The organism is Aurantimonas aggregata (assembly GCF_010500835.1).
GTDB classification, from domain to species: domain Bacteria; phylum Pseudomonadota; class Alphaproteobacteria; order Rhizobiales; family Rhizobiaceae; genus Aurantimonas; species Aurantimonas aggregata.
Map to the genome: position 1 here is coordinate 77,703 of NZ_JAAAMJ010000009.1, position 11,821 is coordinate 89,523.

Below are 11,821 nucleotides of genomic sequence, written 5' to 3' on the forward strand. Positions count from 1 at the left end.
CAGGCGGGACGGATCGCCGCCGCCCGGCCGGGCGGCGACGGTACGCGGCGCGCGATCAGAGGTCCTGCGGCAGGTCCATCCCGAGCCATTTCTGCGAGACCTCGTTCAGCGCCCCGCTTTCCTTGGCCTCAGCAATGATGCCGTTGACCGCCTCGAGCAGCGCCGGCTCGTCCTTCTCCAGGCCGACATAGCAGGGCGAGTTCTTGATCAGGAACTTCAGCTCCGGCCGGCGCGGCGGGTTGCGCTCGAGGATCGCGGCGGCGACGACGTTGCCGGTCGCGACCGTCTCGACCTGGCCGGAGAGGAAGGCGGAGATGGTGCCGTTATTGTCCTCGTAGCGCTGGATCTCGGTGCCCTCGGGCGCAAGATCGGTAAGCGCCAGATCCTCGACCGATCCGCGCGTCACGCCGACCGTCACGCCCGCCAGATCCTCGATCGCGGCGAGTTCGACATCCGCGGGGGCGAAGACGCCGTTGAAGAACGGCGCATAGGCGGTGGAGAAGTCGATCTGCCCCTCGCGCTCGGGATTCTTGCCGAGCGAGGAGATGACGAGGTCGACGCGGCCCGTCTGCAAATAGGGGATGCGATTGGCGGAGGTGACGGCGACCAGTTCCAGATCGACGCCGAGGCCTTCGGCGATCAGCCGCGCCATGTCGATGTCATAGCCCTGCGGAGCCATGTCGGTGCCGATCGATCCGAAGGGCGGGAAATCCTGCGGAACGGCAATGCGCACCGTGCCGGCGGCGCGAATGTCGTCGAGCGCATCGGCGTGGGCGGGGCTGCCGGACAGGACGGCGGCGAATCCGAGGGCGGCGACGGCACCGAGGAAGAGGCGACGATGGATCAAGACGGGTCTCCTTGCGGTTCGGATGGCCCGTCATGCTCCGCACGCGTGCCTGATCCCTGAACAGGCAAAGCCTGTGCCACACACGCAGGCCGTGCTGTTGGCGGATGGCGGAGGCTCTCTTTGCCTACTCGGCAGGCAGACCGCCCACGGTGCGCCCATCCGACCGGCCGTGTCGCAGCAGGAAGCGAGGGGGCGAGCGCGAGACGCCCGCCCCCTTTCCGATCAGTCTTCCTTGTAGCCGAGCGCCGGGAAATTGCCCTCCGGCTGATGGTAGCGATAGGGCAGGAACTTGCCCGACATGGTGATGCGCACCCGGTCGCCGGCGTCGTTCGGCTCGCGCTCCATCTGCAGGTCGAAGTCGATCGCCGACATGATGCCGTCGCCGAACTCCTCGTGGAGGTATTCCTTCATGGTCGGGCCGAAGACCATCATCGCCTCGTGGAAGCGATAGAGCGTCGGGTCGGTCGGCGGCACCAGGCTCTGCTCGCCGCGGTAAGGCACCTCGCTCAGCATCTTCTCCTCGTTCGGCGTGAGGCCGAAGAGCGCCGCGGCCTTGGCGGCCTGGGGCTTCGGCAGGCGCATCTGACCCAGCAAAGCGGTCATGATGTAGATCTGCGAATAGCCGCCGATTTCCTCGGCGATGGCTTTCCAGCTGAGATTCTTCTCGCGCTTGATGTCGAAGATCTTCTCGACGAGCTCGATGCGTTTCATGGGTCTGAAGTCCTCTTGATGCGAAAGATTTGCGGCCGGCCGTGACGCGGCTGGCGGTGAGATCAGGAAGCGACGCGGTCGCCCTTGGCGTCGACGGGCGCAGGCTCGGCGCCCTCTTTGGTGACGATCGGCACGACGACGGGCGGACTGCGGAAGTCGTAGGGGAGGCCCGCGGCCAGCTCGTCCTTGAAGGTGGCCGAGCGGGTGACGAGGAAATCCATCAGGTGGTTGCGCAGGTCGTAGTAGCCGGGCATCCGGTGCAGATCGTTGCGCACCCGGTCGCGCGGCAGCGTGTTCTTCACGATCTCGGCGACATGCGCGTCGGGGCCGTTGGTCATCAGCACGATCTTGTCGGCGAGGTAGATCGCCTCGTCGACGTCGTGGGTGATCATCAGCACGGTCTGGTCGGAGGAAACACAGATCCGGCGCACCTCGTCCTGCAGCGTGCCGCGCGTCAGCGCGTCGAGCGCGGAGAACGGCTCGTCCATCAGCAGCGTCTTCGGCTCCAGGCTGAGCGCACGGGCGATGCCGACACGCTGCTTCATGCCGCCGGACAGTTCGGACGGCTTGCGGTTCGCCGCCGGGCCCAGGCCGACGAGATCGATGAAGCGCATCGCGTGTTCGCGCACCTTCGCCTTCGGCCAGTCGCGATGCCGCGCCGCCACGGCGTAGGCGACGTTGCCGAGGACGCTCATCCACGGCAGCAGCGCATGACCCTGGAAGATCACCGCCCGGTCGAGCGAGGGGCCGGAGATCTCCTTGCCGTCGACGATGACGACGCCCTCGCTCGGCGTGTCGAGGCCGGCGAGGATGTTGAGGACGGTGGTCTTGCCGCAGCCGGAATGGCCGATGATGCAGACGAACTCGCCGCGGTCGATCGACAGCCACAGATCCTCGAAGATCGTCAGCTCTCCCTCGCCTTTTCGGGGATAGCGCTTGGCGATCCCCTCGATCGAGATCAGACGCTTGCCGGGCATGGAGTCTCCTGTCCGGGATGGGGTCGGGGAAACGCGGTCGGGGCGCGCCAGGGATAGGATCGTGCCCATGGTCGCGCTCATTCGGGGAAGGTGACGAGCCGCGCCGCGCCGGCGAGCAGCTGGTCGAGGATCATGCCGATCACCCCGATGGCGAGGATCGCGACGATCACGTTGACGATCGAAAGGTTGTTCCACTCGTTCCACACGAAATAGCCGATGCCGGTGCCGCCGACGAGCATCTCGGCGGCGACGATCACCAGCCAGGCGATGCCGACGGAGATCCGCATGCCGGTGACGATCGTGGGTGCCGCCGCCGGCAGGATGATCGTGAAGGCGCGCTTGAGCGGCGAGATCTCCAGCGTTCGGGCGACGTTCAGCCACTCGGTGCGGACATTGGCGACGCCGAAGGCGGTGTTCACCAGCATCGGCCAGATCGAGCAGATGAAGATGACGAAGATCGCCGAGGCGGACGAGTCCTGGATCGTGTAGAGCGCCAGCGGCATCCAGGCGAGCGGCGACACCGGCTTCATGATCTGGATGAACGGGTTCAGCGCCTTGGAGACCAGCGGCGACATGCCGATCAGGAAGCCGAGCGGCACCGCGACGATGAAGGCGAGGCCGAAGCCGAGCAGCACCCGGCCGAGCGAATAGGCCAGCTGGATGCCGATGCCCTTGGCATTCGGTCCGCGATCGTAGAACGGGTCGGACAGGTGACCCCAGATCGTCTCGGCGAGGTCGAGGGGCCGCGGCATCGCCGAGGCCCCTTCCGTCACCTGCGCCCCCATCAGGGCGGCATATGCCGGGTCGAGCCCTTCGGCGCCCTCCCCGCCGCCCGTGCTGATGTGCCAGACGGCGAGGAAGGCCAGAAGGATCGTCACCGACAGAAGGCCGGCACGAAGGTTCTGGGAAGCCACCATCATCCGCTCCGCTTGATGGCGAAGGAGGAAAGGTAGCCTTCCGGATCGGCGGGATCGAACGCCTTGCCCATGACCGAGAAGGTCTTGGTCGTCTCCTCGGGCGGCGTCAGCCCGACCTCCTCCATCAGCCGCCGAGCGTCGGTGGCGAGATAGACCTGGCTGGCGATGCCGGCATAGTCGATGTCGCCCGAGACCTGACCCCAGCGCTTCATCTGGGTCATGATCCAGACGGCGAAGCTCTCCCAGGGGAACGGCTCGAAGCCGATGCGGTCGGGATCGACCTTTACGTTGCCGAGGCCGTCGGCGTAGGTGCCGGTGAGCACCTGGTTCACCACCGTCTCGGGCTGGTTCAGATATTCCTGCGGCGCGATGGCGGTCGCGATCTCGGCCCGATGCTCGGGATCGGTCGCATAGGCCGTCGCCTCCATGATGGCGCGCAGCAGCGCGGCATAGGTATTGGGCGAGTTCTCGACGAAGGCGCGCGAGGCGGCAAAGCCGCAGCAGGGATGCCCGTCCCAGATCTCCTTCGACAGGAGATGGATGAAGCCGACGCCGTCATAGACCGCGCGCTGGTTGACCGGATCCGGCGCCAGGAAGCCGTCGATATTGTCGGCGCGCAGGTTGGCGACCATCTCCGGCGGCGGGACCGAGCGGATCGACACGTCGGCATCCGGGTCGATGCCGGCTTCGGCGAGATAATAGCGCAGCAGGTAGTTGTGCATCGAATAGTCGAACGGCACGGCGAAGCGGAAGCCCTTCCAGTCCTTCGGGTCGCGCCGGTCGCGGTGCTTCATCGCCAGCGTGATGGCCTGGCCGTTGATGTTCTCGACTGCGGGCATCGTGTACGGCACCGGATTGGCGCCCGCGCCCATGGTGATGGCGATCGGCATCGGCGCCAGCATGTGGGCCGCGTCGTATTCGCCGTTCATCGTCAGGTCGCGGACGACGGCCCAGCCGGCGGTCTTGACGACGCTCACGTTCAGCCCCTGTCGCTCGTAGAAGCCCATCGGGTGGGCCATGATGATCGGCGTCGCGCAGGTGATCGGGATGAAGCCGACCCTGAGGTCGGTCTTTTCCAGCGGTCCGGTGCCCTGCGCCAGCACTTCCGAGATCATGCCGACCGGCAGGAACTGCGCGATGGCGGCGGCCGCCGTGGTGGTGCCGACCGCCCTGAGGAAGGCGCGGCGCGAGGCGTCATGCGGGAACAGCGCGCGCATCATGGCGCCTTCGACGACCCGCCTCGTGCGGGACTCCTCGCTCGCCGTCACGGCGCGGGCCTCGAACTGCAGCGCCTTCTCGTGCTCGCGCTGGCTCCGGGGAGCGCCGCAGGAACACCCGAGCGCATCGGGGTGGAACGGATTGTCGAATAATCCCATCAGGCAGTCCCTCGGCTTCGCTGTTGCACTGCCAGACGAAGAGCAACTCGCGTGCCAAACGGAGCTGAGCGCCGCAAGCCCGGCGTCGCAGGCGGCACTTCGGAGCGACGCGAGCCACTTTGACGATGTGACGAAAAGTCGTGTCGTAAATTCACGAAATTTCGTTATCAGGAGTGATGGATATCGTCGTTCCCCTCCGTCCCCGCTCGCTGGCGCATCTGATCGTCGATCCGTCCTCCGATCGCGTCGTCAGCGCCAATGCGGCAGCGGCCCGGCTGCTGGGGACCGACGAAGCGCAGCTGGCAGGGGCACGCCTGTCGAACCTCCACCCCGGCCAGCTCGCCGCGCTGATCGTCTTCTGCGACGCGGTGATCACGCTCGGCAGCTACTGGACGCGTTCGCTGCTGCCGCGCCATGGCGAGGGTGCCGACCTCGAGATCGAGGTTCGCGGCGAGATCCTCGAGCGGACGGACAGGGAAGCCCTCCTGCTCTTCACGCTGATCGACCTGAAGGAGCAGACGCGCCACGCCGTCGACGCCGCCGCGAACCGCTTCCAGAATGCCGGCATCGCCGAGTGGCAGCGCGTCGACCGGATCTTCCGCGACATCGAGCGCGAGAACCAGCTGATCCTGCGGGCGGCCGGCGAAGGCATCTACGGCGTCAACGCCGAGGGCAAGACCACCTTCCTCAACCCGGCCGCCGAGACGCTGCTCGGCTGGCGAGCCGAGGAGCTGGTCGGCCGCAGCATGCACCAGTGCGTGCACCACCATCATGCCGACGGCACGCCCTACCGGGACGAGGATTGTCCGATCTACGCCGCCTTCCGTGACGGGGCCGTGCACACCGTCAGCGACGAGGTGTTCTGGCGCAAGGACGGCTCGTCCTTCCTCGTCGAATACACCTCGACGCCGATCCGCGAACAGGGCGTCGTGGTCGGCGCCGTCACGGTGTTCCGCGACGTGACGCGGCGGCGTCGGGCCGAGGAGGAACTGCGCCAGGCGCTGGCCGAGAACGACATGCTGCGCCAGCGGCTGGAGCGGGAGAACGCCTATCTCCAGGAGGAAATCCGCCTCGAGTTCCGCGACCACGGCATTGTCGGCAAGAGCCCGGCGGTGGAGGCGATCCGCCAGCGCATCGAGCTGGTGGCGCCCTCGGACGCGGCGGTGCTGGTGACCGGCCAGTCCGGCACCGGCAAGGAGCTCATTGCCCGGGCCATCCACGAGGCGAGCGGGCGCGGCGAGCGGCCGCTGATCCGCACCAATTGCGCCGCCGTGCCGCGAGAGCTCTTCGAATCCGAGTTCTTCGGCCATGCGCGGGGCGCCTTCACCGGCGCGCTGCGCGATCGCGTCGGCCGCTTCGAGCTGGCCGATGGCGGCACGCTGTTTCTCGACGAGGTCGGCGAGATCCCGCTGGAGCTGCAGTCCAAGCTGCTACGCATCCTGCAGGAGGGCCAGTTCGAGCGGATCGGCGAGGAGCGCACCCGCCATGTCGACGTCCGCATCGTCGCGGCCACCAATCGCGACCTCGAGAAGGACGTCGCGGCCGGGCGCTTCCGCGCCGATCTGTTCTTTCGCCTCAATGTCTTTCCCATCCACGCCGCGCCGCTACGCGACCGGGTCGAGGACATCCCGCTGCTCGTCGCCCATTTCCTCGACAATCCCGCCCGCAAGGGTGGCCGCCAGCAGCTAGCGATCCGGGCCGGCGACATGGCCCGGTTGCAGGCCTATGACTGGCCGGGCAATGTCCGCGAACTGCAGAACGTGCTGGAACGCGCGGTCATCCTTTCGAGAGACGGCATGCTGACCATCGATCTTCCCAATGCGCGCCCGGCGACCAGGGAGGACGTTCGCGACGGCGATGGGACGAACCACGATATCCGCGGCGAAGCCGCGCGACGGGCGCAGGAGCGGGCCGACATCGAGGCAGCGCTGCGCCGCGCCGGAGGCAAGGTGTCCGGCCCCGGCGGTGCGGCGGAACTGCTCGATCTGAAGCCGACGACGCTCGCTTCGCGGATCAAGGCGCTCGGCCTCAAGCCGTGGACGTATCGCGGCTGAACCAGCCAATTACTTTGCCGGCATATCAGATTAGGAGAATCCGGCTTATTCTGGCTCGGCGAGACGCGTCTACTCGCCCTTCACGCCCTTGCGCCAGTAGGCGGCGACGCGATAGCGCTCCCGCGGCAGGCCCAGGACAGCCCGGCAATGGCGGCGGATGGCGACATAATCGGCATGTTCGCAGCCGGCCCAGACGAAGCCGTCGGCCCCAAGCGTATCGGCGGTCAGCTCCATCGCGGCATCCGCGAGGCGTCGGCCGGCGCCGCGGTGCAGCCACGTCACGTCGAAGGCGGCCGCGCTGTTCAGCGTCTGCTCCTCGGCCGGCCCGCCGACCTCGATCACCACCCGCGCCGTCACCGTCGCCGGCAGGCGCCGCAGGAGCCGGTCGATGGCAGGGATAGCCGTCTCGTCGCCGAAGAAGAACAGCCGCTCGCCCGGTGGCACGCCGGCGTCGCCGAGGGGGCCGGCCATTCCGACGACGTCGCCGGGCGCGGCGTTGACCGCAAAGGACGAGCCCGGCGTCGCGTCGCCGTCGTGGCGCAATATGTCGATCGAGAGCTGCCCGCTCGCCGGGTCGATCGCCCGGATCGTGTAGACCCGCGGCGTCAGCATGTCCTCGCCCTGCGGCCAGATCGGACAGCCGTCCTCCGCCAGCACCGGCCCGCGCAGCGGCCGACCCACCGGCGGGAAGAACAGCCGTACATGCAGCCCGCCCGCATCGAAACGTTCGAGATCGTTGCCCGCCAGCACGACGCGGCGCATGCACGGGGTCACGTCGCCCGCGGAGACGACGCGCAGTTCGCGCCAGAAGGCCGGCGTGCCTTCGGACGCGCCGTCGCCGGTCCAGCGTACCGAAGGCGCCGCCTCGCCGAGGAATTCCTGCAGATGGCTGACGATGCCCCATTTTACGTAGGTCAGGTTGGTCTCGTCGTCGGCGCGGGCGCGCACCGAAAGCCCCGTCGGCGAGGCAAGGATCGCGAAGCGGCCATAGGGGATGACGATCCGCCCGGCCGCGCCGCGGCGCTGCACGGCGCCGTGCTCGACGTAATGGTCGCAGAAGAGGCCCAGCAGCTTTTCCGGCTCCGGGGCGGCAAGGTCGCAGGTGGCGGTCAGCATGCTGGCCTCATCGGTTCGGGCGGGCGCGTCCGCCGGTCAATTGGCAATGGCCACCCCCGCGGGATGCTGCGGATGCGCCAGGATCTGCATGTCGAGCCGGTAGACCCGGTGCAGGCATTCCGGCGTCATGAAGCGGTGGACGGTCTCGCTGGCGACGAGATGGCCGTCTCGCAGCGCCAGCACGTGGTCGCAGAAGCGCGAGGCCATGTTGACGTCGTGCAGCACGACGACGACGCAGCGCCGGCCTTCATGCGCCAGCCGGCGGATCAGCGACAGGACCTCGATCTGGTGGCTGACGTCGAGCGCCGAAGTCGGCTCGTCGAGCAGCAAGCAGCTGGCGTCCTGCGCGACCAGCATCGCCAGCCAGACGCGCTGGCGCTCGCCGCCGGACAGCGTGTCGAGGTCGCGGTCGGCGAGGTCGCGCGTGCCGGTCAGCGCCATCGCCTCCTCGGTCGCCGCCGCGTCCGCCGCGGTGAAGCGGCCGAACGGCCCGTGCCAGGGATAGCGGCCGAGCGCCACGACCTCCCGGCTGGTCAGCCCGGTGCCGGCCTGCGGATATTGCGGCAGATAGGCGATGCGCCGAGCGAACTCGCGCGCCGGCCAGTCGGCCAGGGGCCGACCGTCGAACGTCAGGCTCCCCCCGCTGGCCGCGCTCTGGCGGGCGAGGAGCTTGAGGAGGGTCGACTTGCCGGAGCCGTTCGGCCCCACGAGGCCGAGAACCTGGCCGCCGGCGATGCGCGCCGAGAGCGGATGCAGGATGGTCGTCTCGCCGATGTCGAAGCGGACGTCGGTCAGGGAGAAACCGCTGTCTTCCGGCGTGACGCTCTCCGCGCGATGGTCGATTGTCATGCGTTGCGTCTCTGCAGAAGCCAAAGAAGGATGGGGGCGCCGACAAGGGAGGCGACGAGCCCGGTCGGCAGCTGGAACGGAAAGGCGATGCTGCGCGCCAGCCAATCGGCGGTAACGAGGATCGCGGCACCGGCGAGCCCCGAGAGGACCAGCGCACTACCCGCCTGCCGCACGCCGAGAAACCGGATCAGATGCGGCGCGATCAGGCCGACGAAGGTCAGCGGGCCGACGAGAGGCGTCGCGATCGCGGTGGTCACAGCCGCCAGCACCAGCAGCAGCGCCCGCGCCGTCGCCAGCGGCACGCCGAGCCCCAGCGCCGCGGCCGGGCCGAGCGGCAGGATGGCCAGCCAGCGCATGAACAACAGGCCGGCGATAAGCCCGAGCCCGGCCAGCGTGAAGGAAATGATCGCCGAGGCAGGGGCTATGGTCTGTGCTGCCCCGGTCATCCAGGACAGCAGCTGGAAGGCGCGCGGATCGCCCGCGGCGGACAGGACCCCGACGACCGCATCGAGGAGCGCCGCCAGCGCGATGCCGGCGAGCAGCATGCGCTCCGGCTGGAAGCCGCTGCGGCGCGCCAGGAGCAGGATCAGCACCAGCACGAGCCCCGCCCCGATCGTCGCCGCGACGGTGACGCCCAGTGCCGTCTGCGCCAGGCCGGCAAACAGCGCGACGGCCATCGCGAAGGTCGCGCCGGCGCTGACGCCGAGGATCTCGGGGCTCGCCATTTCGTTGCCGGAGAGCCGCTGCAGCAGGAACCCGGCGGTGCCGAGGAGCAGCCCCGCCGTCGCCATGGCGAGGACCCGCGGCCACCGGAACGGCAGGATATCGACCAAGCCGGCGGGCGAGAGCACTTCCCAGCCGCCGCTCGGCGTGCGCCCGACGAACAGGGCGATCGCCACCAGCGCCAGGAGGGCCGACGCGAGGACGAGCGGCGCCGTCCAGGTCTGGCCCAGAATCGGTTGGGGGGCCCGCGGCGAAGCCATCGCCTCGACGCGCCGCATCCGCGCGGTGACCCGCGGCAGCAGCCAGAGAAGGATCGGCGAGCCGAGCAGCGCCGTCACGGCGCCGGTCGGCAGGAAGTCCGCAGCGGCGCCGGCCAAAAGCTGCACGGCGAGGTCGGTGATCAGCAGCAGCAGCGCGCCGACGGCGGTGGCGCCGGCAAAGCGGCTGGCGAAGCTGCGCGCCCCGGCGAGCCGCACGAGAATCGGCGCGACGAGGCCGATGAAGCCGAGCGACCCGACGGCGCTGGTGACGAACGCCGCGAGCAGCACCGCGAGCGCGACGGCGCCAAGCCGCAGCGTCGAGACGTTGAGCCCGAGCCCGCGCGCCGCCGCCTCACCGAGATCGAGCAGCGCCAAGGGCCGCACCAGCAGCAGCGCGAAGGGCGCAACGATGGCAAGGCGAAGGGCAAGGTCGGTCGCCGGATTCCAGCTCTGCTGGCTGAGCGAGCCGGCGCCCCAGACAAAGAGGCTGGCGAGATAGCGGCTTTCGACGAGCGTCAGGCTGGCCGCCAGGGCGCCGCAATAGAGGCTGACCAGCAGGCCGGAGAGGATCAGCGAGACCGGCGAGAAATCCTGCCGCCGGCTGAGCGCGAAGACCAGGGCGGCGGCAAGGCCGGACCCCGCCAGCGCGACGACGTCGCGACCCCAGCCGAACATTGCCGGAAAGAACAGCGTCACGATCACCAGCGCCAGCCGCGCGCCGGCATCGATGCCGAGAGTCGTCGGCGACGCGAGCGGGTTGCGCAGCGCCTGCTGCAGCAGCGCGCCGGAGGCGCCGAGCGCCGCGCCGCAGAGCAGCGCCATCGCCAGCCGCGGCAGCGTCGCATAGACGAGGACCATCCATTCGGCGTCGTAGCCGGCCATCTTCCCGCGCCAGAGCACCGGCAGACTGGGGCCGAGGAAGACGGTACCGAGCCCCAGCGCCAGCACCGCCATGATCAGGACGAGGCGCGCGGCGCCGCCCATCCCGCCGATGCGCGACGGAGTGGCGACCGCCGTCACGCCGCCTGCCTTTCCAGAACGTCGAGCAGCAGCGTGGCGAGCCGCCGGGCCGTCGCAACGCCGCCGAAGGCGGCCACCGTCGGCAGGATCGGCACCGGGCCGCCGTCACGCCGGAGCGGCAGCGAGCGCCAAAGCGGGCTGGTTTCGAGAACCCGCCGGACGTCGTCCGGCATGTAGTCGGCGACGGCCGTCGCCTCGCCGATCTCGGCCAGCCGCTCGACGCCGATCGTCGCAAAACCCCAGTAGATGCCTTCGCCCTGCCAGGCATTGCGCAGCCCCAGCCGGTCCATCACGTCCTGCTGCATGCCCGGCCGCGCATAGACGCGCACGTGCCGCGGATCCATGAAGGACAGCATCAGGATCGGCTTGTCCCGGAACCGCTTGGCCCGCTCGGCGCAGGCCGCGAAGAAGCGGTCGGTGTCGGCCAGATACGCCTCGGCCTCCGCCTCGCGCCCGAGCAGCGTCCCGAGGCGGCGCATGGCGTCCATCGCCTTCGGCAGCGGCGAACCGCCTTGCGAATAGATCGCGAAGCGCTCGACCGGGGCGACGCGGCTCACCTGCGGCTCGGTCATCGCGGTGAATTCGCTGGTGACGATCAGGTCCGGCTTGAGTGCGGCGAGGAGTTCGACATTGGGGGCGAGGCCGGTGCCGATGTCGACCGTCGCGGCCGGCAGCGGCGGCTCGGCGACCCATTTCTGCCAGTCCCCGGCGTCGGCGAGCGCGATCGGCGGCGCGCCGAGCACGATCATCTGCTCGGCGAGGGCGAAATCCAGCGACGCGACCCGCAGCGGGCTGGCGAAGGCTACTCCCGAGCGCAGCACGAAAGGCGCGGCGAGGAGCCCGCCGAGCACCCGGCGCCGCGTGGGTGTCCCCAGCGCGCCGGGACCTACTCGATATGCGCCGGGAAGGGCCGGATGGTCGGACACAAGCGGATACCCGTCATGCGTTTCCGGCAGGGCGATGGGTGCGAA

10 protein-coding genes are annotated in these 11,821 nt (G+C 69.2%); 1 reads left to right on the forward strand and 9 read right to left on the reverse strand.

Annotation, left to right across the window (positions count from 1 at the left end):
* Positions 1-55: 55 nt before the first annotated feature.
* The 5 genes from GTW51_RS13040 to GTW51_RS13060 all read right to left on the reverse strand — a co-directional run bounded on the left by GTW51_RS13040 (position 56) and on the right by GTW51_RS13060 (position 4,828).
* Complete coding sequence (locus GTW51_RS13040; RefSeq protein WP_163044372.1) at positions 56-847, reverse strand: transporter substrate-binding domain-containing protein; 792 nt, start codon at positions 845-847, stop codon at positions 56-58.
* Between the two features lie 222 nt (positions 848-1,069).
* Positions 1,070-1,558, reverse strand: a complete 489-nt coding sequence (cynS, locus tag GTW51_RS13045) for a cyanase (protein WP_163044373.1) — start codon at positions 1,556-1,558, stop codon at positions 1,070-1,072.
* A 62-nt stretch (positions 1,559-1,620) separates the two neighbouring features.
* A complete protein-coding gene (locus GTW51_RS13050; protein WP_163044374.1) occupies positions 1,621-2,535 on the reverse strand; it encodes an ABC transporter ATP-binding protein in 915 nt (304 codons plus the stop codon).
* Positions 2,536-2,612: 77 nt separating this feature from the next.
* Entirely contained in the window at positions 2,613-3,452 is an 840-nt protein-coding gene (ntrB, locus tag GTW51_RS13055) for a nitrate ABC transporter permease (protein ID WP_163044375.1), read from the reverse strand.
* Positions 3,452-4,828: a CmpA/NrtA family ABC transporter substrate-binding protein gene (locus GTW51_RS13060; RefSeq protein ID WP_163044376.1), complete on the reverse strand. Its 1,377-nt coding sequence runs from the start codon at positions 4,826-4,828 to the stop codon at positions 3,452-3,454. Before GTW51_RS13060 ends, ntrB begins: the two co-directional genes overlap by 1 nt.
* A gap of 176 nt (positions 4,829-5,004) precedes the next feature.
* Between GTW51_RS13060 and GTW51_RS13065 the strand changes: the two genes are divergently transcribed.
* The gene (locus tag GTW51_RS13065) at positions 5,005-6,882 is read left to right on the forward strand and encodes a sigma 54-interacting transcriptional regulator (RefSeq protein WP_163044377.1); all 1,878 of its coding nucleotides are present in this window, start codon (positions 5,005-5,007) and stop codon (positions 6,880-6,882) included.
* A gap of 69 nt (positions 6,883-6,951) precedes the next feature.
* On the opposite strand, the gene GTW51_RS13070 is transcribed toward GTW51_RS13065, so the two are convergent.
* From GTW51_RS13070 to GTW51_RS13085, 4 genes are read right to left on the reverse strand one after another with little or no spacing between them, the layout of a single operon-like run.
* Entirely contained in the window at positions 6,952-7,998 is a 1,047-nt protein-coding gene (locus tag GTW51_RS13070; RefSeq protein WP_163044378.1) for a siderophore-interacting protein, read from the reverse strand.
* Positions 7,999-8,034: 36 nt separating this feature from the next.
* Positions 8,035-8,847 (reverse strand): ABC transporter ATP-binding protein, encoded by an 813-nt coding sequence (locus GTW51_RS13075; RefSeq protein WP_163044379.1) that lies wholly within the window; start codon positions 8,845-8,847, stop codon positions 8,035-8,037.
* The gene (gene fhuB / locus GTW51_RS13080) at positions 8,844-10,850 is read right to left on the reverse strand and encodes a Fe(3+)-hydroxamate ABC transporter permease FhuB (protein WP_343034011.1); all 2,007 of its coding nucleotides are present in this window, start codon (positions 10,848-10,850) and stop codon (positions 8,844-8,846) included. Before fhuB ends, GTW51_RS13075 begins: the two co-directional genes overlap by 4 nt.
* Positions 10,847-11,776 (reverse strand): ABC transporter substrate-binding protein, encoded by a 930-nt coding sequence (locus GTW51_RS13085; protein ID WP_163044380.1) that lies wholly within the window; start codon positions 11,774-11,776, stop codon positions 10,847-10,849. Before GTW51_RS13085 ends, fhuB begins: the two co-directional genes overlap by 4 nt.
* Positions 11,777-11,821: the final 45 nt, after the last annotated feature.

Excerpts from the sequence above, each read along its gene's own strand:
- cynS (WP_163044373.1), bottom strand. The coding sequence starts at position 1,558 with ATGAAACGCATCGAGCTCGTCGAGAAGATCTTCGACATCAAGCGCGAG.
- GTW51_RS13050 (WP_163044374.1), bottom strand. The coding sequence starts at position 2,535 with ATGCCCGGCAAGCGTCTGATCTCGATCGAGGGGATCGCCAAGCGCTAT.
- ntrB (WP_163044375.1), bottom strand. The coding sequence starts at position 3,452 with ATGGTGGCTTCCCAGAACCTTCGTGCCGGCCTTCTGTCGGTGACGATC.
- GTW51_RS13060 (WP_163044376.1), bottom strand. The coding sequence starts at position 4,828 with ATGGGATTATTCGACAATCCGTTCCACCCCGATGCGCTCGGGTGTTCC.
- GTW51_RS13065 (WP_163044377.1), top strand. The coding sequence starts at position 5,005 with ATGGATATCGTCGTTCCCCTCCGTCCCCGCTCGCTGGCGCATCTGATC.
- GTW51_RS13070 (WP_163044378.1), bottom strand. The coding sequence starts at position 7,998 with ATGCTGACCGCCACCTGCGACCTTGCCGCCCCGGAGCCGGAAAAGCTG.
- GTW51_RS13075 (WP_163044379.1), bottom strand. The coding sequence starts at position 8,847 with ATGACAATCGACCATCGCGCGGAGAGCGTCACGCCGGAAGACAGCGGT.